The organism is Clostridia bacterium (genome assembly GCA_035628995.1).
Lineage (GTDB): Bacteria > Bacillota > Clostridia > Lutisporales > Lutisporaceae > BRH-c25.
In genome coordinates, this window is record DASPIR010000023.1 from 100,431 (window position 1) to 127,309 (window position 26,879).

The following is a 26,879-nucleotide window of genomic DNA, read 5'->3' on the forward strand; positions in this document are numbered from 1 at the left end:
GGCATACTTAAAATAAATGAATGAGAATGATTATCAATAAGCTGAGGAGGTGTAGAGTATGACATTAGATAAAGTAAAAAGAGGGAATAAGGTAAGAATAAAAAAAATTGATAATAAAGACCTGAAAACCCAGGCTATAAGGATTGGAATATATGAAGGGGCAGTATTTCTTTGCAGCGAGAAGCTTCCTGGAGGACCTATCATACTGCAGAACAGGATGCAGGAGGTTGCAATAGGAAGAGGGTTAGCGGAGGACATAGAAGTAGAAGGAGTATAACGAAAAAGGTGATAAGCGTCGCAATACTTCGTTGTGCTGCGGTCGAAAAGTCCTCACGTACATTATACGTACGCTCCGGGCATTTCGCCTTGCACGTCTCGTCTTGCTAGCTTCTGACCATTTTCTGTTGATTTACATATTGAGGTGCAGAAAGGAAAAATATAATATGAGCAATTGCCATAATAACAATAATATTAATTATATGGATATAAAGGGTAGGAAGCTGGTTCTGGTTGGAAATCCCAACGTCGGCAAGTCAGTATTCTTCAACCATCTGACAGGTCTGTATGTGGATGTATCAAACTTTCCCGGAACTACGGTTGATATAAGCACGGGGAAATATAAGGATTATGTAGTGATGGATACACCCGGAGTATATGGTGTTTCTTCCTTCAATGAGGAAGAAACTGTTGCCAGGGATGTAATACTTGGAGCGGACTTAATACTAAACGTGGTTGACAGTGTTCATATCGAGAGGGATTTATTTCTGACCAAACAGCTTATTGACATGGGGAAGCCGGTCTTAGTCGCCCTGAACATGACGGACGAGCTTGAAAAGAGCGGTATAGAAATTGATGTGAACAAGCTGGAAGAGCTGCTTGGTGTTCCTGTAATCCCTACTGCGGCAGCTAAAAAGAGTGGAATGGAAGCTATAATGAAGATGCTTCCAAAAGCAAGGCAGGGTAATAGAAATCCAATACTTGCTGATAGGATAAAGCAGATAGCTGAGAACACCTGCAGTGAGGCTGAAGCCTTGATAATACTGGAGGATGACGAAATAATTGCAAAAAGATATGGTGTAAAGACCTCAGGCATGCGTGATGAATTGTATATGGAAAGACGCAGGGAGGTTGAAGAGATTGTTAACAAGGTTATTAAGGAGACCAACAAGGGAGCGTCCTTTGGTGTGCTGATGGGCAGGTGGATGTTGAGACCTGTTACAGGAATTCCAATGCTTGCAGTAACACTCTATCTGATGTATAAAATCATAGGGGTATTCGTAGCGGGAACAGTAGTAGGCTTTACTGAGGAAACAATAATGGAGGGCTTATACAGGCCGTTTATTATGTCACTGATGTCACCTATATTAAGTGGAAGCAGTTTTATTGGAAATTTAATAATTGGAGAATTCGGGATACTTACAATGGTGCCCATATATATATTGGGTCTTTTATTACCGCTTATCATAGGCTTTTATTTGCTTATGGCCTTTTTGGAGGACAGCGGCTACCTTCCTAGAATTGCGGCATTGGTGGATAGAATGCTGATTTCTCTTGGCCTCAATGGGAAGGCGATAATACCTATAATATTAGGCTTTGGCTGTGTCACAATGGCAACAATGACTACCAGGATATTAGGTACAAAGAGAGAGAAAATAATCGCGACAATACTTCTAGGACTTGCAATACCATGCTCCGCACAGCTGGGTGTAATAATGGGACTGATATCTCAGTTGGATGTAATTTATGTATTTATATATACTGCAGCGATACTCGCAATTTTCATACTAACAGGAACAATACTCAATAAGGTTATGCCGGGGGAAAGCTCCCAACTGCTCATCGACCTTCCTGCAATAAGGATGCCGATGCTTGGCAACGTATTAAAGAAAACTCTCCAAAAGACAATGATGTTCTTGAAGGAGGCAGTACCATTATTCATTTTCGGTGCAGTATTAATAAGCGTTTTACAATATACAAACACATTGGTATTTTTGCAGCGTGCGATGTCACCGATAACAGTAAGCCTGCTTAGGCTGCCGCAAGAAACTGCTACAGCTTTCATCATGGGGATTATAAGAAGAGATTTCGGAGCCGCAGGACTCAGTTCAATAGTAATGACACAGCAGCAGGTGCTTGTATCATTAGTAGTGATGACGCTATTTGTACCTTGCATAGCTGCAATTATGGTTATTTTTAAAGAAAGAGGAACAAGGGATGCTCTGGCTATTTGGCTTGGCAGCTTTGCAGTAGCATTCGCTACAGGAGGAATAATAGCATGGCTGATATAAAAAAGATTATAAAATGCAGAAATTGCGGATATGTTTTAAAAGAAAACGGCAAATGTCCGAGGTGTGGTACTATTGTACAATGCAGTATGTCGTGTTCGGGTAACTGTCTAAAATGCTCCGCAGAAGCTATGAAAAATGATAAAAAATAAAAATTAATATCGACCGCGCAAAAGATATTAGTTGACAAAAATATGCAAATGATAATAATATGAGAATAAGTAAGTGTGAAGGAAGATGGATGCTTTGATTCGAGAGTACGAGTATTTGGGGGAAAAGCTAAAGGAAAAGGGCTACAAATTAACTCCTCAGAGAAGATCTATACTCGATATTATATTGGAGACTGAGGGGAAGCATTTAAGTGCTGAAGAGATATATGAGCTAGTGAAGGATAAATGTCCTGAAATTGGCTTGGCTACAGTTTACAGGACTATGCAGATGTTCGATGAGGTGGGTCTGGTATACAAGCACAATTTTGATGATGGCAGAAGCAGATATGAGCTTAACCATCACAATGAGGACCACCAGCATCACCATCTTATCTGTGTCGGCTGCAACAAGGTAATCGAGGTTGAGGAAGATCTGCTGGAGCAGTTAGAGACGGGCATTGAGAAGAAATATAATTTTAAAATTAATAATCATAACGTAAAGTTTTTCGGCTACTGTGAAAAGTGTAGGAAGTAGTTTACGGTATTGCATATTATATGCAATACCTTTTTCAATGCAGCAAAAAACACAAGTTATATAAAAGGCTATGATTTAAGTGTTTTTAACAACTAAGGTAGCCTTTTATGAAACTCGTTTAACGGAGCGTAATAAATTAAGGTGGAATAAACGCTCCTACTCGTTATAAAATCACCCATTATTGACGAGAATAAAATAAAGGATGCTAAAGGCAGACGTGCTTTCTGCTTTTCATTAAATTAAAAATAAAGTATAATTATTTTATTGATCGGGATCGGAAAAAAACTGAAAGGACTGATATAGAAAGTGTCAAAAGGTAAGGCGAAATTAAAACTAATACCACTGGGAGGGCTTCATGAGATCGGGAAAAACATGACGGCCATCGAATACAAAGATACCATAGTAGTTATAGACTGCGGTCTGGCGTTCCCTGATGAGGAGATGCTGGGTATTGACCTGGTTATACCTGATGTAACATATCTTATAAAGAATAAAGAAAAGGTCAAGGCTATACTGTTGACTCACGGCCATGAGGACCATATAGGGGCACTGCCATATATTCTCCCGCAGATAAATGTCCCCGTATATGGAACAAAACTGACCTTGGGCCTAGTTGAGAATAAACTGCGAGAATTCGGCATTCTGCCTATAGTAGAATTAAAGATTATTAAACCAAAAGATATTGTGAAAATTGGAGAACTAGAGGCTGAATTTATAAAAACCAGTCACAGCATTGCAGATTCAGTAGCTATAGCTATTCATTCCCCTATTGGAGTAGTAGTTCACTCTGGTGATTTCAAGGTGGATTTCCAGCCAATAGACGGTGAAATAATGGATTTGCATAGATTTGCAGAGCTTGGCAAGCAAGGAGTACTTGTACTGTTAGCTGACAGCACCAATGTTGAGCGTCCCGGCTATACAATGTCTGAGAGCACAGTAGGAGCCACTTTCATAGAGTTGTTCAGAAATGCTACTGGAAGGGTGATACTAGCAACATTTGCATCCAATATACATAGAATACAGCAGGCGATAAACGCTGCAGTCATGTTCAACAGGAAAGTAGCTATTGTAGGCAGGAGCATGGTGAATGTAATAGGGGTAGCATGTGACTTGGGTTATATCAGCGTTCCGGACGGAGTGATGATAGATGTTGAACATATTGACAGATACCCTAATGATAGAATAATGATTTTGACTACAGGCAGCCAGGGTGAGCCTTTATCAGCTCTTGCCAGGATGTCTACCGCTGAACACAGAAAGGTAACTATAATTCCGGGAGATAGGGTGGTAATATCAGCAACACCTATACCAGGTAATGAGAAGCTTGTGTCAAGAGTAATCAATCAGCTCTTTAAAAAAGGCGCTGATGTTATATATGAATCTCTTGCAGATATCCACGTTTCTGGCCATGCATACCAGGAAGAGCTGAAGCTTCTTCAAGCTCTGGTGAAACCGAAATTTTTTGTCCCTGTGCATGGGGAGTATAGACATCTTAAGCAGCATGCGCAATTAGCAGAAAAAATGGGCGTGGAAAAGGAAAATATATTTGTTGCGGATATCGGAACAGTGCTTGAATTCACAAGAGATACAGGGCGTGTAGCAGGAACTGTTTTCGCAGGAAAGGTACTTGTTGATGGCCTTGGCGTAGGCGATGTAGGTAACATCGTATTGAGGGATAGAAAACATCTTTCACAGGATGGACTAATAGTTGTAGTTGTTACAATAAGCAAGGAGAATGGGCAGGTAGTAGCAGGCCCGGATATAATTTCGAGAGGCTTTGTATACGTCAGAGAGTCAGAAGATCTTATGGAGGATGCGAAGAACGTCATAAAAGAAGCTTTGGCAAAATGCGAGGAAAAGCAGATAACAGAATGGGGTACCATAAAATCGCAAGTTAAGGACAGCCTCAGGGAATTCATATATGAAAAGACCAAGAGGAATCCTATGATTCTTCCTATTATAATGGAAATATAGCAAGTTAAGGGAGGTCTTAATATGTATGTTTATGATAAAGCAAATGAACTGGCGAAAGCCTTGGCTGAGTCAGAGGAATACAAAAGCTATAAAGCTTCAAAGGAAAAAGTAGATAAAATCAGCAGCGCAAAAGAAATGCTTCAGGACTTCAAGAAAAGACAGTTTGAGCTTCAGGCAATGCAGCTTTCAGGACAGAAGCCGGATGAATCTAAGCTCAGCCAGATACAGAGCCTGTACCAGGTTATAATACTTAATCCTGATATAGCTGAGTACCTGCATGCAGAGTATAAGTTCAACCAGATGTTTTCTGATATATATAATATAATAGGCAAAGCGGTAGAACTGGATATGGATTTCTTACAACCCGGTAAAGAGTAAGCCTTGTTAATCAAGGTCTTACTTTTTCTATCTTTTACTCAAGGGGGAGCTACTGTAAAATGGAGAAAATATTCATTATAGTGAATCCTGTTTCGTCAAATAAAGTTACAGCTAAGGAATGGCCTCAGTTTGAGAAGGTGCTGCTGGGTTCGGGCTACGAATTTGAAGCAGCACTGACAGAACGCCCCGGGCATGCTACAGAGCTTACAAGGCAGGCATTGAATGCAGGCTATAAGACAATAATGTCTGTAGGCGGGGATGGCACAATGAATGAGGTAGTCAATGGATTTTTTGAGGGTGGTAAGCTCATGTATGAAGATTCAAGGCTTGTTGTATTTTCCAGAGGGACAGGCTGTGATTTTATAAAAACTCTTGGCATAAAAAAAGGCATCGAAGAGTTATTGCTTACTTTAGAGAGAAATGAAGCAAGGAAAATAGATGTGGGTCGTGTAGACTTTATTGATACAGTAGGGAAAACGGTAACTAGGTATTTTATGAATGTGGCGGATATAGGCTTAGGCGCAGAAACAGCTAATAGGGTCAACAAGCATTCCAAGCTGCTGAAAGGCTTTTTATCCTTCATGCTGGGAGCAGTAAGCACAATAATACTTTATAAGAACAAGAATTTTGAAGTGGTCATAGATGATAAAACTGTTTTAAAAGCTAGAATGAACAGCGTCATTATAGCCAATGGCAAGTATTTCGGCGGAGGAATGAAAGTAGCTCCTGAAGCACTTGTAGATGACGGAGTTTTTGATATAATAACGCTTGGAGACTTGAGCAAGCTTGAATTGATAAAGAGCTTCCCGCTTATATATGAGGGAAAGCATCTAAGCCATCCAAAGGTTAAGATGTATCGAGGCAGCAAGGTTAAAGTAAGAAGCAACGGCGAAGGCCTCATTGAAGTAGATGGAGAGATACCGGGAAGTGATGATGCAGAATTTGAACTTTTGCCAAAAGTATTAAATATCTTAGTTTAAATATATAATGTTTAGTATGATAATAAAAACATTGTAGAAAAATAGATATAAGCGTATAATTGTTGAGGTGTGAAATATACAGGCGAATCACACCTTAAATTGTGTATTGGAGAAGATAAAATGGAAAAAACAACAAGAGAAGATATTAGAAATGTAGCGATAATTGCACATGTTGATCATGGAAAGACAACTTTGGTGGACGGGCTGCTGAGACAGAGCGGTACCTTCAGGACCAATGAAAGTGTTATGGAAAGAGTTATGGATTCCAATGACTTGGAGAGAGAGCGAGGTATTACAATACTCGCAAAAAATACAGCAGTGCTATACAATGACATTAAAATAAATATAGTGGATACCCCAGGGCATGCTGACTTCGGTGGCGAGGTAGAGCGTGTACTGAAGATGGTTGACAGTGTACTTCTTATTGTAGATGCAGCAGAAGGCCCGATGCCTCAAACGCGTTTTGTTTTGAAAAAGGCACTGGAGCTTCAATTGAAGCCAATAGTTGTAATTAATAAGATTGATAGACCAGACTCAAGGATTGATGAAGTAGAGGACGAAATAATTGATTTATTCATTGAGCTTGGTGCAGATGACCATCAGTTGGAATTCCCTGTTGTATACGTATCAGCAAAGCAGGGCATAGCAAAACTTAAACTGGATGATGAATCAGTGGATTTAAAACCCCTATTTGATACAATAATATCCTATGTTGAGCCTCCAAAGGGATATGTGGATGGACCGCTGCAAATGCTTGTCACAACAATAGAGTATGACGATTATGTAGGCAGAATTGGTTTGGGCAAAGTAGTCAGAGGCAAAATAACAAATGGCCAGAATGCTGCTCTCTGCAAGAGGGACGGATCGATACAGAACGTTAAGCTGAGCAGGTTATATACCTATATGGGGCTTAAAAGGGCAGAGGTCCAAGAGGCATCTTTGGGTGATATCATAGCCGTTGCAGGAATTGATGAAATAAATATCGGAGAAACCATATGTGATACTCAGAATCCTGAGCCAATAGCTTTTGTTAATATTGAAGAGCCTACAATATCAATGACCTTCACTGTAAATAACAGCCCCTTTGCGGGACGTGAGGGCAACTATGTCACATCAAGGCACTTAAGGTCAAGACTGTTTAAAGAACTTGAGACAAATGTAGCAATGAGACTTACAGAGACAGATTCTCCTGATACTTTCGAAGTGGCGGGAAGAGGTGAATTGCATCTTTCCATACTAATTGAAACAATGCGAAGGCAGGGATATGAGTTCCAAGTGTCAAAGCCTTCTGTAATAATGAAAGAAATAAACGGTGTGCTGCATGAGCCTATGGAGCATTTGATAATTGATGTTCCTGAAGATTTCATGGGCGTGGTAATGGATAGATTAGGCCCCAGAAAAGCAGAAATGCTGAATATGAGCAATAACAGCGACGGATATCTGAGACTTGAGTTCAAGATACCGGCAAGAGGCCTTATAGGCTATAGATCTCAGTTCATGACCGATACTAAGGGTAACGGAATCATGCATCATGTTTTTCATAGTTATGAAGAGTTCAAAGGGGAAGTACCTGAAAGGCAGAGAGGTTCTCTTGTTGCCTTTGAGAGCGGAGAGACATCAGGCTACGGACTTTATAACGCCCAAGAAAGAGGCGAATTGTTCATAGGCCCTGGAGTGCAGGTTTACGAAGGAATGATAGTTGGAGAAAATGCAAAATCAGATGATATCGAAGTCAACGTTTGTAAGAAAAAACATGTTACAAACATGAGGGCTTCAGGTACTGATGAAGCATTAAGATTAACACCCTTCCTGGACATGAGTCTTGAAGAGTGCTTGGAATTCATTGCCGCAGATGAGCTGGTAGAGATAACCCCTGATTCAATAAGACTCCGAAAGAGAATATTGGATAGCAGTCTAAGGGCAAAAGCCGGCAAGTATAATAAATAAATACTTTTCAACTATATGCACCTTCTGCCGTTATTGCGGCGGGGGTGCGTTTTTGTTATGTTAATAAGCACTAGCTGACATTATTAGCCTTGTCAAAATATGTTGCACATTATATAATAAATTATATTAATTGCGGAAAAGCTTTTCGCATTCTATATATTTCGCGAAAAACATTGTACATTACTATTTCAAGTTTCGCGTAAATGTTTCCTTAATATTCATTGAATTCGCACTATACTACAACGTAATAACATAAGTGCGTTCAATATATACTGAATATATGAAAGAAGTGTTGCAATATGAAAATCAAACTAAAATTCAACATATTTAGATTCATAATTTTTTGCTTATTGCTCTCATTCGCTGCCGGTTTTTTCTATTACAACACTGGTTTGGAGGCTGTCAGCAAATCAGACAGCACCGATACAAGGGAGATAGTTATACCTAAGGGCAGCAGCGTGAAGTCAATATCAAAACTGCTTGAGACTGAAAATGTTATAAAAAACAGTCTGGTTTTTGAAATGTACTGCAAGATAAACAAAAAGGCAGACAAGATAAAAGCGGGCAAGTACAGTGTCAGTAATTCCATGGATGTGCCTGAAATTGTTGAAGTCATAGTATCGGGCAAAGCCCTTGTAGATACTGTGAAATTAACAATTCCTGAAGGTTACAAGCTGAATCAGATAGTAGAGAGATTAAACAGCCTTGGAGTAGTAAGTCCCGAGAATATTAAGGCAGCATTGGAAGCAAAAAAATATGAATATGAATTTATCGGACAGATTCCTGAGAGAGAAAAACAGTTGGAGGGCTATCTATTCCCCGATACTTACGAGATATATAAAGACACTACCGCAGAGGCTATTGTAGACAAGCTTCTAGGGCGTTTCGATGAAATTTTTACTGAGGAATACAGGAATAGGGCTAAAGAGCTCAATATGACAATAGATCAGGTAATCACCCTGGCATCTATTATTGAGAGGGAAGCCAAACTGGATTCTGAAAGGAAGACTATATCCGCAGTATTCCAGAACAGACTGAAAAAGAACATGATGCTTCAAAGCTGCGCCACAGTACAGTACCTTTTCAAAGAGCAGAAGGAAGTATTAACTTATAAGGATTTGGAAATTGAATCACCATATAATACCTACAAGTATGCCGGTCTGCCTCCGGGACCCATTGCATCACCGGGTCTAAAGTCTATCGAAGCTGCGCTTTATCCTGAAAATGTGGACTACTTGTATTTCGTGGCAAAGGACGACGGCTCCCATATTTTTACTAAGACATATAATGAGCACCTTAATGCTCAGAATAAAATGAAAAAATAATTCGAAAAATATAAACTATTAAAGTCACAAAAATACATGGCACAATCCATGTATTTTTTATGAACATATGAGGTGATATTGTGACAAACATAAACCATGAGTATATTGACAGCTTCCTGCTGGGTATGATACCTGAAAGCAACGGAATACTAAAGGAAATGGAAGAGTACGCAAAGGAGAACCATGTACCTATCATTACCCGGGACATTGCGGGTCTGCTTTCAGTGCTGATTAAGTCTGGAAAGGTCAAGTCCATACTGGAGATTGGCACAGCCATAGGCTATTCCGCAATCTATATGGGTTTCTGTGCAGGAGAGGGTTTTTCAATTACAACAATTGAAAGAAATGAAGAGTCCTCTGTAAAGGCGGCAGACTTTATCAAGAGGGCAGGTATGGAAGATAACATTAAGATTATAACAGGAGATGCCGAAGAATTGTTAAAAGATGTTCAGGGCAGCTTTGATATGATATTTGTGGATGCAGCTAAAGGCCAATATATGGATTTCATGAAGAACAGCATAGGCAAGCTTAAGACTGGTGGACTATTCGTATGTGACAATGTTCTTTTCAGGGGTATGGTAGCCGAAAGAAGCCTGCTTATCAGAAGAAAAATCACTATTGTAAAAAGACTCAAGAAATTTCTAGGCTTCATTTCCTCATGTGAAAGCCTGCAGACTACGATTATTCCCATTGGTGATGGTATGTCCATAAGCTGTAAGCTTAAGGAGGTAGAATTTAATGAATAGACCTGAAATACTAGCCCCAGCGGGCAATCTGGAAAAACTTAAGATGGCGTTAATATATGGAGCTGATGCGGTATATATAGGCGGTGAAAAGTATGGCCTTAGGGCAGCTGCGGGGAACTTCACCGTGGAAGGTATAAAAGAAGGCGTGGATTATGCACATGCTAATGGCAAGAAGCTTTATGTTACTGTAAATATTATACCGCATAATGAAGATCTGGAAGGGCTTCCGGAATACCTGAAGGAGCTGGGGGATACTGGAGCAGATGCTCTTATCGTATCAGATCCGAGCGTAATAATGATTGCCAGGGAGGTTATACCTGATATGGAGCTGCATCTCAGCACCCAGGCAAGCAACACCAATTATAAGAGCAGCTCATTCTGGCACAGCCTTGGGATAAAGAGAATAGTATTGGCTAGAGAGTTGAGCTTTGATGAGATAAGGGAAACAATAAGCAAATCTCCAAAGAGTCTGGAATACGAGGTTTTTGTGCATGGGGCAATGTGCATGTCATACTCAGGCAGGTGCCTGCTCAGCAACTACATGGTTGGCAGAGATGCCAACAGAGGCGAATGTGCACAGCCCTGCAGGTATAAATATTACTTGATGGAAGAAAAGCGCCCTGGACAATATATGCCTGTAGATGAGGATGACAGAGGGACATACATATTCAACTCCAGAGACCTATGTATGATAGAGCATATTCCGGAGCTTGTGGAGTCAGGGATAAGAAGTCTTAAAATCGAAGGCAGGATGAAAAGTTCATATTACGTTGCATCAGTGGTAAGAGCATATAGATTGGCATTAGACAGTTACATGGATAACCCGCAAAGGTATGAGTTCAAAAAGGAATGGCTGGATGAGCTTTCCAAAGCCAGCCACAGAGAATTTGGCACTGGTTTTTATTTTGGCAAGCCTGATGCGAAAGGGCAGATTTATGAGTCAAGCGCTTATGTCAGGGATTATGCTTTTGTTGGAATGGTGTTGGACTATGACAGCGAAACAGGTATTGCTACTGTAGAACAAAGGAACAAAATGCTTGTTGGGGATGAAATAGAAGTAATAGGACCGCACAGACAGCTGTTTAGTCAAAAACTAGAGAAAATGTGGAATGCTGAGGGGGAAGAGATAACGGCTGCCCCGCATCCACAGCAAATAGTAACTATAAAGATGGAAAGACCTGTTGAAAAGCATGATATATTAAGGAGGGAGCGCAAAGATGGGGAGTGAGGCAAGATATAACAAAAAACCTTTAGTGGTTGGCATAGCGGGGGGAACCGGCTCGGGTAAAAGTACTGTGACTAGGGCAATTCTAGAGAGCATCCCAGAAAGAAATGTAGCAATTATTGAACAGGATTGTTATTACAAGGATCAGAGCCATCTGCCGGCGGAGGAACGAGTGAATGTTAACTATGACCACCCGCTGGCCTTTGACAACGACCTGCTTATTGAGCACGTAGAGAAGCTTATTAAGGGACAAGCTATAGAAAAACCACAGTATGATTTTACGGTACATAACCGAAAAAAGCAGTCTTTACGGGTTGAACCCAGAGAGATAATACTGCTTGAAGGAATATTGATACTTGATTCTCCATTGCTTAGAAAACTTATGGACATAAAGATTTTTGTAGATACTGATGCTGATGTTAGGATTATTAGAAGAATAGTAAGAGACATGAGGGACAGAGGCAGATCCCTGGAGTCGGTGATCAGCCAGTATCTCAACATAGTAAAGCCTGCTCACAATGAATTCTGCGAACCTACTAAGAGATATGCAGATATAATAATACCAGAAGGCGGCTACAACAAAGTAGCCGTGGATATAATGGTAACAAAGGTGAAATCAATCATAGGGCTTCATCAATAAGAGCTTAAATGTGAATAACCTCCCACAATCTGACAATACTAAGATTGAGGGAGGTTTTATATTGTCCAGAATTTTGAATATGTTCAAGAAAACCGGTGAAGCAGAGCACAAAAATGAGGAGGAAAATAAAAGCACGGAGATTCATACTCTTCCGGGAACAAGACTTTACAGAAAGAACAATTATATGATTATTCATAAAAAAAGACTTCAGATAATAGGAATTTCCTTAATACTGATATATGCTCTTCTTCTTTCAAGACTTCTCTTTATTCAGGTTTACATGGGGAAGGAGTATACCAGGAAGGCAGTTCAGCAGAGAATGGTATACATACCCATTTCCACCAATAGAGGAATAATATATGACCGGAATCTTATTCCCATTACAGACAGAGAGGTCAAGAAAGTAGTTGTTGCATATCCGGCCTTTGTATATGACAAAAAGGCAGCTATAGAGACCATCTCTAAAGCATGTGGCATTTCCAGGGAAATTGTTGAGAAGAAGATGGACAGCTCACAGGATACAGTGGAATTCATATGTGAGATTAAGCAGAATGAGCATTTATCCTTGATTGACAGTGGCAGGCTGAAAGGAGTCATTTCAGTAGAAAAAAGACTTAGGTATACCGAAGACAGTATCGCAAAGCATGTGGTGGGTTATATAGGAAAAACAGACAAGCTGGGGAATATGGGTATTGAAAAAAGTATGAACAGCTATCTGGAGGGTCGAGGAAGCGACAGCATTGCGGCAGTTGTAGACAGCAGCAAAAATATTATTCGTGGTCTGGGCTTCAGAAAGGTTGAAGCACCAAAGGATGGAGTCAACTACAGCATGAAGCTTACTCTTGATTACCATATTCAGAGTATAATTGAGAAAGCTTTGGAGGACAATGATATTCAAGGCTCTATTGTTGTCTTGGATGTAAAGAATGGGGATATCTTGGGCATGGTGAGCAAGCCTGATTTTGATCAGAGCAATGTTGAAAAATATATGAAAAGCAGCGGCAATGAGCTTATAAACCAATCGGTATGGCAGTTTGACCTCGGTTCGATATTCAAAACTGTTGTGGCTGCTGCAGCAATTGAAGAAAAAATGGTAAACAGTGATGAGAAATACAAATGTGAGGGTTATATAGACGTGGGAAGCAAGAGGATAAAATGTTCCACCTATAAGTCACATGAAAACAGGGAGATAGATATGAAGGAGGCCTTTGCCCTATCCTGTAACACCGCATATATAAAGATAGGAACTAGGATAGGAGCTGAAAATATACTTGAGATGGCAGAAAAACTAGGCTTTGGTCAAAAACTGTGTTTTACAATCCCCGAAGAAAAAGCAGGCTACCTGCCAACGGCGCAGGAGGATGGTATAGGCAATATCTCTATAGGACAGGGGAAAATACAAGTCACACCGCTTCAGGTAACTTCGATGATGGCTACAATTGCAAACAATGGCATAAGGAATGACCCCCAGCTGGTAGAGGCGTTAATAACTGATAAAGGGCTTACCGTCAAGAAGCTTGAAAGGTCAAGACCCCAAATCGTTCTAAATCCAACAACCTCCAAGCTATTGAAAGATATGCTTCATGAGGTCACATTGACAGGTACGGGAAAGCAGGCAAATATGGAGGAGTACGGCGGGAGCAGCGGTAAGACCAGTTCTGCACAGACAGGCATAGATGATGGTGAAGTTGTACAAGGATGGTTTACGGGTTTTGTACCTTATGCGAAACCCAAGTATGCAATAACTGTATTTATATATAATGGACAGTCAGGAGGCGGTGCGGCTGCTCCGATTTTCAAGGAGGTAGCCACGGAAATATTAGAGGTCGTTAAGAGATAACGTGTAACACTGAAGACACTGAAATCCACTGAACACACGGCGGGAAAGAAATAGACTTCAAAGCTCCACTTGTGTCATTCTGAGTGAAACGAAGAATCTTTGCTTGAGTGTTTAATTTGAAGAAATACTAGTAAGTGTTTATTTAGGGTCTTGGATCCTTCACTTTGTTCAGGATGACATGTATAACTACCGTGTAATTACGTACCCCTCTTTACATAAAAATATTTATGTTCCGTAGTAAAACATGCACACTTTCAAAAGGATAATCATATTATTTTAGTAGGCGAAGTTTCCCCTGTATAAACCCGTGTTAATTCCAGGCAGAATTTTCTGATATGAGTTTGTACTTGGCGAACTTTTTAAAATTTGGAGGTGTGCTTCTTTGCTGCTCTTTATTGCCTCTCTAGTTATAACCACAATAAAGGACATATGCCTGCTATTCGGCTATATTCAGAACGTCAATTCATTTCCGCAGCCACTCTCAGCAGATGAAGAGCAATTCTATCTGGAGGAATACAGAAAAGGTAACGAGGATGCAAAAAATATACTGGTAGAGCGAAATCTCAGACTTGTGGCGCATATAGTCAAAAAATATGTAAACACAGGAAGAGAAATAGACGACTTAATATCCATAGGTACAATAGGATTAATAAAAGCAATAATAACCTTTGACGAGGGCAAAGGTACAAGGCTTGCCACCTATGCAGCAAGATGCATAGAAAATGAAATTCTGATGACAATAAGGGCTTCAAAGAAAACAAAAACAGAGGTGTCACTTCATGACCCCATTGGGATCGATAAGGAAGGGAATGAAATAAGTCTTATAGATATATTGGGAAGTGATTCGGACATTATACTGGATGAGGTGGAACTGAAAATACAAATAAAGAAGCTTTATCAAAGAATGGAAACAGCTTTGAAAAAAAGAGAAAAGTTAGTTATTGAACTTCGGTATGGACTGCAAAACGGTATAAGCAAGACTCAGAGAGAGATAGCCGAAATGCTTGGAATTTCAAGATCCTATGTATCAAGAATTGAAAATAGGGCGATAAAGAAATTGTATAAAGAGCTTTACAGCGAGAATATGTAACTATATTTACATGAATACAAAAGAAAAAGCTGATATAATAATAATATATTAGTAAAAAATTGAGGGCAAATATGAAAAACAAATTAAAACCGGATTTGTATTTGAACACAGTATATGAATTGGATACAAGGGTATTAAAGGGAAAAGGGATAAAGGCAATCATAGTAGATATTGATAATACTCTTGTTTCATGGGATACAAAGGTGCCTGATGAAAAGGTTGTAGAGCTTGTATGCAAGCTGGTAGCAGAAGATTTTAAGATATGCATATTATCGAACAACACAAAAAAACGAGTGGAAGAGTTCAATAAATCCTTAAAACTGCCTGCGATACATAAAGCGGTAAAACCTAGTAAAATGGCTTTTAGAAGAGCATTGAAGCTTATGGATTCTGATGTGGAGACGACAGCGGTAATAGGCGACCAGCTTTTCACCGATGTGCTGGGAGGCAACCGCTTAGGGCTATTTACAGTCCTTGTGTCACCAATCAGCGATAAGGAGTTCATATGGACCAGAATCGTCAGAATGCTTGAGAAATCTGTACTTAAAAGAAATAACGTAATAAAGAATAAAAATTGCTAAATTCCTGCCGTAACGGCAGGAATTTTTATATAATATGTAGAATTAATATTATTCACAGAAATATAGGTAAGGGGGATTATAAAAATGGTTGAGAGAATAAAAAATAAAAAAGGTTTTACTATCATCGAGATAATGGTAGTTATCGCCTTGATCGGAATACTGGCAGCAGTGCTGGTACCACAATTCGGTGGAGTCAAAGACAAAGCAAGGGACGCTGGTGTCCTTACAAATGCAAAGATGGTAGAAGTCTATGTAGCATCAATAATTGATGATTTTACAAAAACAACTGCAATAGATGGAACAGATCCAGGCACTGGTGATATGATTGCTAAAATAAATACATACTTTGGTGATGCAGGTAGTCCATTAAAGAATCCATATTCAGGTATTACAGATGGAGATAATGTTGTTGTAGTTGAAACAGCAGGAGACGATTATAGAGATGGTACTGCTGCTGTAGCTGATGGTGGGATTATATATGTAGTAATAGATAATGATGCTGATAATCCTTTGACAGCATATATAAACGGCTTTGACGTAAAAGGAAACGAGATTACAAATTCACAAAGAAAAATAGTAAGATAATTTCATAGCAAAGCAAAAGGCTTCAATAAAATGAAGCCTTTTTTCAAATTATAATGTTCGTTTCTTTGGGGGGATATATATGGACAGGAACAGAAAAAAAAGACTTGGGGATATGTTGATTGATGCGCAGAAGATTAATTCTGAGCAGCTTTCTGTTGCCCTTGATGTGCAGAAAAGTTCAGGCAAAAGACTTGGGGAAGTATTGGTAACAGAAGGGTTCATTGCTCAGGAAGATATTATAAAATTGTTGGAGACCCAGCTTGGTATCCCCAGAATAGATATGAAGAAGTTCGTGGTAGATCAAAAATCTGTAAAGCTTGTACCTGAAAATATTGCAAGGAAGCACGAGCTTATAGCGGTCCAGAATGATGGTGTGTTCATAACTGTTGCAATGAGTGATCCCCTGAACTATTTTGCTATTGATGATGTCAAGATGGCATCAGGAATGGATGTAAAAACCGTAATAGCGACTCGTGACGATATATTGGCCTCAATAGAGCGATATTACGGCGGAAGAGCTGCCGAACGAGCTGTAGAGGACTTCAAAAAGGAATATAGGGTTCTTGAAAAGGAAGCTGAGATAATAAGCGAGAGTGATATAAGCAGCGCACCTACTGTAAGGCTTGTCAACTCAATTATTGAGCAGGCTGCAAGAATTGGTGCCAGCGACATACACATTGAGGCTTTCGAAAAGGAAGTCAGAGTAAGGTTCAGGGTCGACGGTGTACTGCAGGAAATGATGAGAATGAGTAAGCAGACTTTGCCTGCAATCGTCACAAGAATTAAGATACTTTCCGAGATGAACATAGCAGAGAAAAGGCTGCCGCAGGATGGCAGGATTGAGACTCAGGTAGACAGCAAGGATATTGACCTGAGAGTATCAACTCTCCCGACTATTTATGGGGAGAAAGTGGTAATAAGGTTATTGAACAAATCAGCATTCCTTTATTCAAAGGAGGAGTTGGGGCTTAGCGGTGAAGATATAAACAAATTCAACAGAATAGTATCTAACCCTTATGGGATAATACTAGTTACAGGTCCTACGGGAAGCGGTAAATCTACTACTTTGTACAGCATATTGACTGAGCTTAACGATACGAAGAAGAATATAATAACGGTTGAAGATCCGGTTGAATATACAATAACGGGAATAAACCAGGTACAGGTAAATGTAAAAGCAGGCCTTACCTTTGCTAATGGTTTGAGATCCATCTTAAGGCAGGATCCGAATATCATAATGGTCGGTGAGATAAGAGATGCAGAGACAGCAGAAATGGCTGTAAGATCTTCACTTACAGGGCATCTTGTACTGTCCACCCTTCACACCAATGATGCTCCGGGTGCAGTTACAAGGCTTGTAGATATGGGTGTTGAGCCTTTTCTTGTATCTTCCTCATTGGTTGGTGTAATAGCTCAAAGACTTGTAAGAAAGATTTGCACCAGCTGCAAGGAGGAATATACAGCTGACGAATGGGAAAAGAGACTCCTAATGTACAATTATAATATGGATGAAAGTCTTGCGCTTCATAGAGGCAAAGGCTGTCAATACTGTGGAGGCAGCGGTTATAAAGGGAGAATAGCTATTTTCGAAATAATGCCTGTCACAAAGAAGCATAGAGCACTTATAGATAAAAGAGCCACAACAGATGAGCTTAGAGAGTTTTCAGTGAGAGAAGAGGGTATGACTACCCTCAGGCAAAACGCTATGAAGCTTGTATTGGACGGAGTTACCAGTGTGGAGGAATTGCTGAGAGTGACATACGAGCAGACATAAAGGGGTGCATTATATATGGGATTAAAAGAGCTTCTAAGTGCCGCAATAGAAAAAAAGGCCTCAGATCTCCATGTTACTGTGGGGGTTCCTCCAATGTTAAGAATAAATGGTTCATTATGCCCTTATGGAGACTTGAAACTGTTCCCTCAGGATGTAGTTACTCTGGTTGAAGAGGTTCTGGAGGAAAAACAGCTGAAGCTGCTGGATATTAACGGCGACTTGGATACATCTTATTCTGTGGACGGGCTGGGAAGATTCAGATTTAATATTTTCAAGCAGAGAGGCACCTTCGCCTTTGTCGCACGAGCAATACCCTTTACAGTACCTGATATTAAAGAGTTAGGGCTTCCACCGATAGTAGGGGAGCTTGCAAATATTACAAAAGGGCTGGTACTTGTCACCGGGCCAACGGGCAGCGGCAAGTCAACAACTCTGGCGGCAATGCTTGATAAGATTAACAATGAGAGAGATGTACACATCATTACTTTAGAAGATCCTATAGAATTTCTTCACAGGCACAATAAGTGCATTATAAATCAAAGGGAAATAGGCTGCGACACCAAGAGCTTCGCAGCTGCATTGAGATCCTCCCTGAGGCAGGACCCTGATATAATACTGGTAGGTGAAATGCGGGATCTGGATACAATAGCTACTGCGCTCACAGCGGCAGAGACAGGCCATTTGGTCTTGTCCACCCTGCACACCATAGGTGCGGCCAAGACAATTGACAGGATAATAGATGTGTTTCCTCCACACCAGCAGTCGCAAATCAGAGTTCAGCTTTCGACGGTGCTGCAGGCGGTTGTATCACAGCAGCTTATACCCAGGACAGACGGAAAGGGGCGGGTTGCTGCGGCTGAAGTAATGATAGCAAACCCTGCTATCAGAAATCTTATTCGCGAGGGTAAGAGCCACCAGATAGCTTCTTCCATTCAGACTGGAAGCAAATATGGGATGCAGTCCATGGACGCAGCAATAAACAATCTTTATAGAAGGGGTATAATTACAGAAGCAGATGCATTAATATATGCTCTGGATTCTGAATTGGTGCTAAAGTTGGGATAGGTTAGGAAGTGATGGTAATGGCCTACTTTATATACAGGTCGGTTGACCAAAAAGGAAAAGTTATAAAAGGCAGTCTTGAGGCTATTGATAAAGCTGCTGCTTTATATATCATAAAGCAAAAAGGCTTTATCCCATTGGAGATAAATGTCGATAATGACTTTACTCATTGGTTGAGAAAATTGAATTACAGCAAAGTGCCTGTAAAGGATATCGCAATACTGTGCAGACAGTTTGCGACTATCCTGACAGCTGGAGTAACAGTGCTTTCTGCGATGGACATGCTTAGGAAGCAGACCTCCAATAAGCAGCTCCGCAATGCAATTGATGCTGCTTTTGAGGATCTTCAGAAGGGAAGAACTCTGTCTCAGAGTCTAAGAGCCAGAGAAGGCGTTTTCCCTGAGCTTCTTGTAAGCATGATAGAAGCAGGTGAGCTTAGCGGTACATTGGACAGTACGATGGGCAGGATGGCTGTCCATTACGAGAAGGAAAGCTGGATAACCCAAAAGGTAAAGGCAGCTATGACATATCCTATGGTTCTTCTATCAGTATCTGTGCTTATGGTTATTTTTATGGTATATTTCATACTGCCTAATTTCATTACACTAATAGATACTTCAAATGGTGATATTCCTGCACTGACAAAGGCGGTTATGAATGCAACAGAGTTTGCCCGTACCAAATGGTATATAATTTTAGGAGTATTGATTGCAGTTGTTGCAGCTTTCAAGTACATCACAGCAAGAGGGAATGGACGTAGAGCATATCATAGAATGCTGCTCCGTGTTCCTGTCTTAGGCAAGGTAATAAGAAGGATAGTAGCCTCAAAATTCACAAGGACTCTGGGAATTTTACTGGCAAGCGGGATTTCACTGCTGTCCTCTCTGGAGTCGGTAAGAAATGTCGTGGGTAATGCAATTGCAGAAGAAGCAATATGCAATGCATTAACTGCAGTGAAGAACGGTGAGGGATTGGCAGCTCCTCTTGAAGCAACACCGATATTTGATACAATGGTAGTAAAGATGATACAAATCGGTGAGGAAACAGGATCTCTGGATGAAATGCTGATAAAAACGGCAGATTTCTTCGATTCAGAAGTGGAGGCAGGGCTCACTCAGCTTATGCTGCTAATAGAGCCGATAATGCTTGTACTTATGGGAGTTATAGTAGGAACTATAGTAATTGCCATGTTACTGCCAATGTATAGTATGCTGAATAATATAGGAGTTTAGCAAAAACGGCGATAAGCGGTGCAATACTGCGTTGTGCTGCGGTCGAAAAGTCCTCACGTACAATATGTACGCTCCGGGCATTTCACCTTGCACGCCTTGTCTTGCTTGCTTCTAGCCATTTTCGATATTAGTAGTAAGTGAGAGGTATTAGAGCTATATGAGTATTGATGCAATAATTGTATATTCTTATATATTCTTTGTTGGGTGCTGCGCGGGAAGCTTTTATAATGTATGCATATACCGTCTTCCAAGGGGGGAGTCCCTTGTGAGGCCAAGGTCACATTGTACAAGCTGCGGTCATGCTCTTGGATTTTTGGATTTGATCCCTGTACTGAGCTATTTGACATTAAAGGGAAGGTGCAGGTACTGTAAATCTGTTGTATCGCCGCGATACATGCTGGTTGAGATTATTTGCGGTATAATGTTTGTAGGAGTTTTTCACTTTTACTTTATATCTCTGAAATCGCTGTTATTAGTTACAATATTGAGTATCGGACTGATTGCGGGCTTTATAGCCTTCGATATGCAAGGCAGGTCCGGTAGGAGGAATAATAATGTTTGATAGATTGTACATTGAACTTGAGAATGATGCAATGAGATATATCTATGGTTCCATGTCAAGGAAAAAAGTGAATATAAGGAAATGGGGCATAAAGAACTTGACCGAAGGATGCTTTGCCAATGGCAGGGTAATGGATGAGGTTGAATTTATCAAGAGTCTTTCAGCGCTTAGGAAAGATTTGAAGATATTCCGTTGTACTGTTCATTTGACAGTGAATGATGGAAGCTTTATTACACGGCCTATTGAGCTTCCTATTTTGAAAGAAAAGGATATAGAGAAGCATCTTTCATTGGAAGCAGAGCAATATCTTCCAATTAATAAGAAAAACTTCCAGGTTGATTTCCGAGTTATAGAAAGAAGGAAAGAATCTGATGAAGCAGGAAGCAGCGTCATGGTCTCTGCCGGTCCCAAGGAGAACATAGAGAATATATTAAAATGCTTTGATAGATGCAGGCTAGATGCGAAGGTTATTGACGTGTACCCTAATAATATATGCAGGCTTTTAAAGAATTTGGATGAAGAAGATTTTGCAGTTATAGATATGGGAAGACGGAGCATTAATATAACTATTATAGAAAGTAAAAAATTCTATATGCACACAAATATACCAGTAAATATGGAATCGCTTTTTGAAGATTATATAAAGGACAACTCTATTGAAATGAATGATTTCCGACGTGAATATTTTTATGCAGGCTTTGATGCTTTGCAAATCAATAAAGATGATATTCTAATTAATGACAGCATGAGGGATACTCTTTCGGGCGTTGTAGGGCAAGTCTCACGATACTTGGATTATTTCAATTCCAGGCATTTCGGTAAAACAGTTGACAATGTATATGTAATCGGAGAAAATGGAATGCTGAAAGGCTTGCGAAAAAGCATGAGCGACAGCTTCAATACAAACGTCACTATAGGCATGAAACCCTTTCCCCTACTTGATTCAATCAGAGGAAACTCATTCCTGGAAGCGCAGATGGGCTACCACAGCTTACTTGGAATGATACTGCGGGGTAATAGTATATGAGAGATATAAATCTTATTCCGAAGGGATATTTACGAAAGAAAAGCAGGCCGGGCATTATTGTATTATGTGCTGTTTCTGCGGCATTGATATTATCACTGATGGTATATCTTTATATTGTACCATTAAATAATATCAGAGCATTGGAGCAGGAAATCAAGAAATATGATGAGGTAGTAATTGATTATAATGTTTTGCAGAGTAAGATAGACAAAATGCAAGAGAATGAAGAAATTATAAAAAAGAAGATAGAGGTACTGGATCAAATAAGCTCAAGCGAGGTAAAGCCATCAAGAGTGTTTGAACTGGTGAACAGTTCTTTGCCAAGTGACGTTTGGCTTACTAATGTGAATTATACATTTGTGAACGTTAGTGTGACTGCAGTGGCAGCGAGTGCTATTGGAGCTACCGAGTTTTACGTAGAGCTGAACAAAATGGGTGAATTTAAAGATGTGGAGCTTAGCCCGATAACAGTAGATGAAAATGGCTACAATTTCACGATCCAATTTTCATTAAATACAGGAAGTGATAAGAATGAAAATTAAGTTAAGTGTGAGGGAAGTGCTGCTTGTATCGCTACTTGCTGTTGCAGTGCTGATATATATATATATGAGTTATCTCCTATTCCCCAGCTACACACGTCTCGCAAAGCTCAATACAGAACTGATTCTGAAGAAGCAGATAGCGATAGATAGTGATAATGCCAAGAAGAGACTCGAAAATTTGGACAGCTTGTTGGCAAAGAGCAAAATACGGCTGGAAAATATGGAGAAGAAGATACCATACAATGTAAGATTGCCGGAATTAGTTGTGAATATCGACAGCAAGATAGCCAGCCTTGATATGGACATACAGACAATATCCATTGGAAAACCTGATACTGCTAATAAGGAGTATGACATAATACCTATCAATGTTTCGATGGAAGGCAAGTATGACAATATAATAAAATTTATTAATTATATTGAGGATAATGACAGAAAGTTCATTATAGACAACTTTATATTAGCACCGATAACAAGAGCTGAGGCTATGCCCTTTGATATCTCCATGAGGACTTTTGTACTGAAGGATTCGAAGGAGGATGTAATTCCAGAGCCTGATGACTATTACTTCTTCAAGCACAATAACGGGAAAAGCTATCCATTCCTAAATAACGTTCAAAAGGTCAGTGTACCGGAAAAGGGCATTGAAAACGATATTGAAGAGATGGAAAAGAAATATGATAAATTGGACGATATTATAGATGGGTTAAAAGGAATAATCCCTAATAATAATGAAATCGGAGAGGGAAATTAGTTATGTATTTTTTAGCTATAGCAGCAAGCTTAGTATGGACAACACTCGCTTTTTGGTCTGTCAGACTTTTGGAGAAAAAAATAGGCAGCAGCGGTGCGGAAAAAAGAATAAAATTCAACTTTGCCACACCGGTATTCATACTATTTATTGCTGCTAATATGTATTTGGCATACAAAAAAGCAATGCTTGGAAATGCTTTGCTTTTGGACATCTTGCTGTTGACTTCAGTTGTTTCTTCGTTTCAGGATTTGAAATACCGAGAGATAGAAGATGAAGTTCACATTATAGCTTTAGGTGCAGGGATAGTAGGCCTTATAATTAAAGGCTTTAATCCAATGGATTCCTTTCTTGGATTGCTGGTAGGCGGAGGAACTTTGCTTGCAATTGCGGTTTTGACAAGAGGGGGCATGGGGGGAGCAGATATAAAGCTAAATGCGGTATATGGGGCAATATTAGGATTTAAGCTTTCGGTACTTTCCTTGTTTATAGCTTTTATAGCCGGGGCTTTAATTAGCGTACTGCTGATAGTATTCAGAATAAAAGGCAGGAAGGATATCATCCCATTTTCTCCATTTTTATCAATAGGGGCTTTGACTTCTTTCGCTTTTGGCGGGATAATAATAAATATGTACCTTAGCTTACTTAATGGTTAATATCACTTAAGGGGGACTGAAAATGTACAGACTGAAAAATTACATGGAAGAACTGGTTGCTAAAAAAACAGAAGACATATTAAGGCTCATGAGCATATGCAAGTGCGAGAAATGCAAGTTGGATATCATGGCACTGGCATTAAATGATCTTCCATCAAAGTATGTGGTTACTGATATGGGAGAGCTTTTCACAAAGCTCAGGGAACTGGAACAGCAGTCCGAAGTTGATGTTGAGACATCGATAATAAAAGCTGCAATATTTGTCGGCAAGAACCCCAAGCATAATGTCGCAGAATAAAAAATTGGATGTGGTTTGAATGTTTGATAGATACATCCGAAATAAAAAAGGTCTCAGTCTGGTAGAGGTATTAGTGGCAGCTGCACTTTTAATCCTTGTTTTCACAGGTTTCGTCAATGCTTTCTATTATAGTGCGAATCTCAAGGTTAACAGTCAGAACAGGCTTCAAGCACTTCTTAAAGCTCAGGCATGCCTTGAGGAGATAAGAGGCTCCCGTGGAGAGGAAAGCTATGAATGGTCTGATATTAGTGAGCTTGAAGCCTGGCTTGAGGACGAAAAGGAATATACAGAAAACAGCGCTGGAGCATATAAAAAAGATAATATTGTTATATCCCTCACAAGTCCTGATACGGGGATTCCGGATAAGCTGATACCCATTTACGTTGAAGTGAGCTACGAGGATCAGATGGACAAAGGAAAACAACGGTCAGTGAAGCTTATGACAAGGCTTAGAGAATTTTAGCAGCATTTATAGAGGTAGTGGTATGACTTTAAAGCTTATGAATAATAAAAAAGGCTCTGCCTTTTTATACGTGACTATGGTTGTTTTCATTGTATTATTGATGGGTGGGATGATTGTCAGCCTGCTTACATCTGAAATTCGTGTAAACAAGATTACAGAAAAACGGATAGAGGCAAAGTATTTGGCAGAGGCTGGAGTTGAGCATGCGATGCTTGGATCAGGGACTGCCGGTTCAGCAATAATCAAAGATAAAGACGGTAACACTCTTTATGAATATACCTACTCAGTATCTGGGGAATCAATAAATATTACCTCCTATGGATATCTGGATAATAAAATAAAGATGAAAATTGACTGCAGTGTAAAGAATGACTCGATAACTGTGTGGAATGAAACTCCATTGCAATGATAAGGCTTGGTGATATGCGTGAGAGAGAGCAGTATTTACAACAAAAAGGGCTTCACTTTACTGGAGCTCTTAATCGCTGTTTCGATTTTCGGAATCATTTTGGTAATGACCTTCAGCATTATCAACTATGTGCCAAAGCTTGCAAAAACTGAATCAAGCCAATACAGCGAAAGAACAGATGTAAGAAGGGCATTGACAGAAATCACAGGCACTATACAAAATGCAAGCACTATCACCTTTCCGTCTATAGAGTTCACTATGCCAAGCGGAGAAGAGATTTCTTATGAATATAATGGTAAAAATGTCAATAAGATAGTCAATGGCACACCATACAAGCTTATGGAATCAGTGGATGAATTCGAAATTACAGCTGAAGAGGATCACTTGTTCAATATACATATAAAGACCTCAAAAGAGGGAAAAGATTATGATTTCAAAGTGGAGAGGCGAAGAGACGGAAGCACTAAGTCTGATGCTGAAATAAGCACGATTTCACCTGCAACTGCAGTATTTGATAAAAAAAATCCTCAAGTTATAAGCATTACTTTGAATTTAAATGGCAATGAATTAAATAACCTTTGGAATGGCTTGAACAAATTGACACTTAATACGGATTATTCAATAAGCGAGAGTGTTGTGACCTTAAAAGAGGGTTATCTCAAAGCGCAATCCATCGGAATTATTAATATAAGATTTGATGTAAGCAATGGTGTAGATCCAGAATTGTCAGTAGAAATAAAGGATACAAGTGCGTATATTAAGATTGAAGGCAACTCCTACGAGGACGACCTGGCAAGGATGAATTATCCAGGTAATCTGCAGATAGATCCGTTTGATAATACCTGGGTGTTGACTGTTACAAACGGTACATTAGCTAGTGTTATAGATAAAGATGACCTGAAAATTACGGAGTTGCCATACGGAATCAAAGTAACAGCTGCAAAGGTAAAAAATGAGAATAAGATTCTAATTACTCTGTCAGATTCGGCTTCGGCACCAGTTACAACTACTAAATCAGTAGAAATTATAATATTAGGTTCCGCGGTTGGGACATCAGCATCGAACTCAGATCCGATTAAGGTGTTCTTGCTGCCAGGTGCCTCTTATGCTCCGCCAGAGCATAACCTTATGTTTACAAACGATTTTATTATTAATAGCAAATCCACAATAGAAGGTGATGTTGTAATTGGCCGTGGGAAGACTTTGACTGCTATTAATAGTAAATGTGATATTTACGGATATTTATATGTGGATTCCAGTCTTACCGTAAATTCTAGTTTTACGGTTGGAAAACGCTTAAAGAAGAAGAAGCTTTTTGTTAAGGGCACTGTAGACATTGAAAGCGATACAACAATAAACGGAGATCTATTCTACAGAGATACACTGATAACTAATAGTAAATTAACTGTCAAAGGGGTCGCTGAACAAAGGGCTGTGGAAATACCAGAGGTAAGCATTCCTAAGCCTAGACCAGAACAATGGTATAAAGATAATGGGTATACGATTATAAATAACTCAGGGACTACGGTTAATCTCGTTGACAATGGAAAGTACTACTTTAAAGACAATTATTGGTTCAATAGTCCTAACACAGGATTTGACAATGTCACTATTGTAGGAATGAGTAATATTACTATCAACTCAAATTTCTTCGGAAGCGGCATATTATTTACGCCTTACGGAAAAATAGTAATTAATAGCAGCACTGACTTTGAAGGCATGTGTGTCAGCCAGGTTATTGATATAGAAAGTAACACTGAACTCAAATTCAAGCGATATACTGAGCTGCCATTTGATCAAGATAATTAAAATTCATCTAAGAA

The 26,879-nt window shown here is 39.6% G+C and carries 28 protein-coding genes; all 28 read left to right on the forward strand.

Features of this window, described 5'->3' with window-relative positions:
• The first annotated feature begins 58 nt into the window (after positions 1–58).
• The 28 genes from VEB00_07210 to VEB00_07345 all read left to right on the forward strand — a co-directional run bounded on the left by VEB00_07210 (position 59) and on the right by VEB00_07345 (position 26,865).
• Positions 59–277, forward strand: a complete 219-nt coding sequence (locus VEB00_07210) for a ferrous iron transport protein A (protein HYF82800.1) — start codon at positions 59–61, stop codon at positions 275–277.
• A gap of 166 nt (positions 278–443) precedes the next feature.
• Positions 444–2,288, forward strand: coding sequence for a ferrous iron transport protein B (feoB, locus tag VEB00_07215; GenBank protein ID HYF82801.1), 1,845 nt, complete (start codon positions 444–446; stop codon positions 2,286–2,288).
• Positions 2,276–2,437 (forward strand): hypothetical protein, encoded by a 162-nt coding sequence (locus VEB00_07220; protein HYF82802.1) that lies wholly within the window; start codon positions 2,276–2,278, stop codon positions 2,435–2,437. Before feoB ends, VEB00_07220 begins: the two co-directional genes overlap by 13 nt.
• 85 nt (positions 2,438–2,522) lie before the next feature.
• Positions 2,523–2,969, forward strand: coding sequence for a Fur family transcriptional regulator (locus VEB00_07225; protein HYF82803.1), 447 nt, complete (start codon positions 2,523–2,525; stop codon positions 2,967–2,969).
• Between the two features lie 306 nt (positions 2,970–3,275).
• Positions 3,276–4,943, forward strand: coding sequence for a ribonuclease J (locus tag VEB00_07230; GenBank protein HYF82804.1), 1,668 nt, complete (start codon positions 3,276–3,278; stop codon positions 4,941–4,943).
• Positions 4,944–4,964: 21 nt separating this feature from the next.
• Positions 4,965–5,321: a YlbF family regulator gene (locus tag VEB00_07235; protein HYF82805.1), complete on the forward strand. Its 357-nt coding sequence runs from the start codon at positions 4,965–4,967 to the stop codon at positions 5,319–5,321.
• Positions 5,322–5,380: 59 nt separating this feature from the next.
• Complete coding sequence (locus VEB00_07240) at positions 5,381–6,301, forward strand: diacylglycerol kinase family protein (protein HYF82806.1); 921 nt, start codon at positions 5,381–5,383, stop codon at positions 6,299–6,301.
• Between the two features lie 120 nt (positions 6,302–6,421).
• On the forward strand, positions 6,422–8,248 hold the full coding sequence (gene typA / locus VEB00_07245) for a translational GTPase TypA (GenBank protein ID HYF82807.1): 1,827 nt from the start codon (positions 6,422–6,424) through the stop codon (positions 8,246–8,248).
• 299 nt (positions 8,249–8,547) lie between these two features.
• A complete protein-coding gene (gene mltG / locus VEB00_07250; protein ID HYF82808.1) occupies positions 8,548–9,573 on the forward strand; it encodes an endolytic transglycosylase MltG in 1,026 nt (341 codons plus the stop codon).
• Positions 9,574–9,653: 80 nt separating this feature from the next.
• The gene (locus tag VEB00_07255) at positions 9,654–10,319 is read left to right on the forward strand and encodes an O-methyltransferase (GenBank protein ID HYF82809.1); all 666 of its coding nucleotides are present in this window, start codon (positions 9,654–9,656) and stop codon (positions 10,317–10,319) included.
• Complete coding sequence (locus tag VEB00_07260) at positions 10,312–11,547, forward strand: U32 family peptidase (protein ID HYF82810.1); 1,236 nt, start codon at positions 10,312–10,314, stop codon at positions 11,545–11,547. Before VEB00_07255 ends, VEB00_07260 begins: the two co-directional genes overlap by 8 nt.
• Positions 11,537–12,184, forward strand: coding sequence for a uridine kinase (gene udk, locus VEB00_07265; GenBank protein HYF82811.1), 648 nt, complete (start codon positions 11,537–11,539; stop codon positions 12,182–12,184). The genes VEB00_07260 and udk overlap by 11 nt, the downstream gene beginning before the upstream one ends.
• A 61-nt stretch (positions 12,185–12,245) precedes the next feature.
• A complete protein-coding gene (locus VEB00_07270) occupies positions 12,246–14,024 on the forward strand; it encodes a penicillin-binding transpeptidase domain-containing protein (GenBank protein ID HYF82812.1) in 1,779 nt (592 codons plus the stop codon).
• A 382-nt stretch (positions 14,025–14,406) separates the two neighbouring features.
• On the forward strand, positions 14,407–15,114 hold the full coding sequence (gene sigK / locus VEB00_07275; protein HYF82813.1) for an RNA polymerase sporulation sigma factor SigK: 708 nt from the start codon (positions 14,407–14,409) through the stop codon (positions 15,112–15,114).
• 71 nt (positions 15,115–15,185) lie between these two features.
• Entirely contained in the window at positions 15,186–15,695 is a 510-nt protein-coding gene (locus tag VEB00_07280; protein ID HYF82814.1) for a YqeG family HAD IIIA-type phosphatase, read from the forward strand.
• Between the two features lie 84 nt (positions 15,696–15,779).
• A complete protein-coding gene (locus VEB00_07285; GenBank protein HYF82815.1) occupies positions 15,780–16,280 on the forward strand; it encodes a type II secretion system protein in 501 nt (166 codons plus the stop codon).
• Positions 16,281–16,359: 79 nt separating this feature from the next.
• The gene (locus tag VEB00_07290) at positions 16,360–18,054 is read left to right on the forward strand and encodes a GspE/PulE family protein (protein ID HYF82816.1); all 1,695 of its coding nucleotides are present in this window, start codon (positions 16,360–16,362) and stop codon (positions 18,052–18,054) included.
• Positions 18,055–18,069: 15 nt separating this feature from the next.
• Positions 18,070–19,119 (forward strand): type IV pilus twitching motility protein PilT, encoded by a 1,050-nt coding sequence (locus VEB00_07295; protein ID HYF82817.1) that lies wholly within the window; start codon positions 18,070–18,072, stop codon positions 19,117–19,119.
• A gap of 17 nt (positions 19,120–19,136) precedes the next feature.
• A complete protein-coding gene (locus tag VEB00_07300) occupies positions 19,137–20,348 on the forward strand; it encodes a type II secretion system F family protein (protein HYF82818.1) in 1,212 nt (403 codons plus the stop codon).
• Positions 20,349–20,505: 157 nt separating this feature from the next.
• Positions 20,506–20,910: a prepilin peptidase gene (locus VEB00_07305; protein ID HYF82819.1), complete on the forward strand. Its 405-nt coding sequence runs from the start codon at positions 20,506–20,508 to the stop codon at positions 20,908–20,910.
• Positions 20,903–21,937 (forward strand): pilus assembly protein PilM, encoded by a 1,035-nt coding sequence (gene pilM / locus VEB00_07310; GenBank protein HYF82820.1) that lies wholly within the window; start codon positions 20,903–20,905, stop codon positions 21,935–21,937. Before VEB00_07305 ends, pilM begins: the two co-directional genes overlap by 8 nt.
• Positions 21,934–22,479 carry a PilN domain-containing protein gene (locus VEB00_07315; protein ID HYF82821.1) on the forward strand — a complete coding sequence of 182 codons (546 nt, stop codon included), beginning with the start codon at positions 21,934–21,936 and terminating at the stop codon, positions 22,477–22,479. The genes pilM and VEB00_07315 overlap by 4 nt, the downstream gene beginning before the upstream one ends.
• On the forward strand, positions 22,469–23,233 hold the full coding sequence (gene pilO / locus VEB00_07320) for a type 4a pilus biogenesis protein PilO (protein HYF82822.1): 765 nt from the start codon (positions 22,469–22,471) through the stop codon (positions 23,231–23,233). Before VEB00_07315 ends, pilO begins: the two co-directional genes overlap by 11 nt.
• A gap of 2 nt (positions 23,234–23,235) precedes the next feature.
• Positions 23,236–23,886 (forward strand): A24 family peptidase, encoded by a 651-nt coding sequence (locus VEB00_07325; protein HYF82823.1) that lies wholly within the window; start codon positions 23,236–23,238, stop codon positions 23,884–23,886.
• A 22-nt stretch (positions 23,887–23,908) separates the two neighbouring features.
• The gene (locus tag VEB00_07330; GenBank protein HYF82824.1) at positions 23,909–24,184 is read left to right on the forward strand and encodes a late competence development ComFB family protein; all 276 of its coding nucleotides are present in this window, start codon (positions 23,909–23,911) and stop codon (positions 24,182–24,184) included.
• 19 nt (positions 24,185–24,203) lie between these two features.
• Positions 24,204–24,647, forward strand: a complete 444-nt coding sequence (locus tag VEB00_07335) for a hypothetical protein (protein ID HYF82825.1) — start codon at positions 24,204–24,206, stop codon at positions 24,645–24,647.
• Positions 24,648–24,669: 22 nt separating this feature from the next.
• The gene (locus VEB00_07340; protein HYF82826.1) at positions 24,670–25,056 is read left to right on the forward strand and encodes a hypothetical protein; all 387 of its coding nucleotides are present in this window, start codon (positions 24,670–24,672) and stop codon (positions 25,054–25,056) included.
• An 18-nt stretch (positions 25,057–25,074) separates the two neighbouring features.
• Positions 25,075–26,865 (forward strand): X2-like carbohydrate binding domain-containing protein, encoded by a 1,791-nt coding sequence (locus tag VEB00_07345; protein ID HYF82827.1) that lies wholly within the window; start codon positions 25,075–25,077, stop codon positions 26,863–26,865.
• Positions 26,866–26,879 lie beyond the last annotated feature (14 nt).

Excerpts from the sequence above, each read along its gene's own strand:
- VEB00_07225 (HYF82803.1), top strand. The coding sequence starts at position 2,523 with ATGGATGCTTTGATTCGAGAGTACGAGTATTTGGGGGAAAAGCTAAAG.
- VEB00_07240 (HYF82806.1), top strand. The coding sequence starts at position 5,381 with ATGGAGAAAATATTCATTATAGTGAATCCTGTTTCGTCAAATAAAGTT.
- mltG (HYF82808.1), top strand. The coding sequence starts at position 8,548 with ATGAAAATCAAACTAAAATTCAACATATTTAGATTCATAATTTTTTGC.
- VEB00_07220 (HYF82802.1), top strand. The coding sequence starts at position 2,276 with ATGGCTGATATAAAAAAGATTATAAAATGCAGAAATTGCGGATATGTT.
- VEB00_07290 (HYF82816.1), top strand. The coding sequence starts at position 16,360 with ATGGACAGGAACAGAAAAAAAAGACTTGGGGATATGTTGATTGATGCG.
- VEB00_07325 (HYF82823.1), top strand. The coding sequence starts at position 23,236 with ATGTATTTTTTAGCTATAGCAGCAAGCTTAGTATGGACAACACTCGCT.
- VEB00_07335 (HYF82825.1), top strand. The coding sequence starts at position 24,204 with ATGTTTGATAGATACATCCGAAATAAAAAAGGTCTCAGTCTGGTAGAG.
- VEB00_07235 (HYF82805.1), top strand. The coding sequence starts at position 4,965 with ATGTATGTTTATGATAAAGCAAATGAACTGGCGAAAGCCTTGGCTGAG.
- udk (HYF82811.1), top strand. The coding sequence starts at position 11,537 with ATGGGGAGTGAGGCAAGATATAACAAAAAACCTTTAGTGGTTGGCATA.
- VEB00_07295 (HYF82817.1), top strand. The coding sequence starts at position 18,070 with ATGGGATTAAAAGAGCTTCTAAGTGCCGCAATAGAAAAAAAGGCCTCA.
- feoB (HYF82801.1), top strand. The coding sequence starts at position 444 with ATGAGCAATTGCCATAATAACAATAATATTAATTATATGGATATAAAG.
- pilO (HYF82822.1), top strand. The coding sequence starts at position 22,469 with ATGAAAATTAAGTTAAGTGTGAGGGAAGTGCTGCTTGTATCGCTACTT.
- pilM (HYF82820.1), top strand. The coding sequence starts at position 20,903 with ATGTTTGATAGATTGTACATTGAACTTGAGAATGATGCAATGAGATAT.
- VEB00_07315 (HYF82821.1), top strand. The coding sequence starts at position 21,934 with ATGAGAGATATAAATCTTATTCCGAAGGGATATTTACGAAAGAAAAGC.
- VEB00_07260 (HYF82810.1), top strand. The coding sequence starts at position 10,312 with ATGAATAGACCTGAAATACTAGCCCCAGCGGGCAATCTGGAAAAACTT.
- VEB00_07210 (HYF82800.1), top strand. The coding sequence starts at position 59 with ATGACATTAGATAAAGTAAAAAGAGGGAATAAGGTAAGAATAAAAAAA.
- VEB00_07280 (HYF82814.1), top strand. The coding sequence starts at position 15,186 with ATGAAAAACAAATTAAAACCGGATTTGTATTTGAACACAGTATATGAA.
- VEB00_07330 (HYF82824.1), top strand. The coding sequence starts at position 23,909 with ATGTACAGACTGAAAAATTACATGGAAGAACTGGTTGCTAAAAAAACA.
- VEB00_07285 (HYF82815.1), top strand. The coding sequence starts at position 15,780 with ATGGTTGAGAGAATAAAAAATAAAAAAGGTTTTACTATCATCGAGATA.
- typA (HYF82807.1), top strand. The coding sequence starts at position 6,422 with ATGGAAAAAACAACAAGAGAAGATATTAGAAATGTAGCGATAATTGCA.
- VEB00_07305 (HYF82819.1), top strand. The coding sequence starts at position 20,506 with ATGAGTATTGATGCAATAATTGTATATTCTTATATATTCTTTGTTGGG.
- VEB00_07340 (HYF82826.1), top strand. The coding sequence starts at position 24,670 with ATGACTTTAAAGCTTATGAATAATAAAAAAGGCTCTGCCTTTTTATAC.
- VEB00_07300 (HYF82818.1), top strand. The coding sequence starts at position 19,137 with ATGGCCTACTTTATATACAGGTCGGTTGACCAAAAAGGAAAAGTTATA.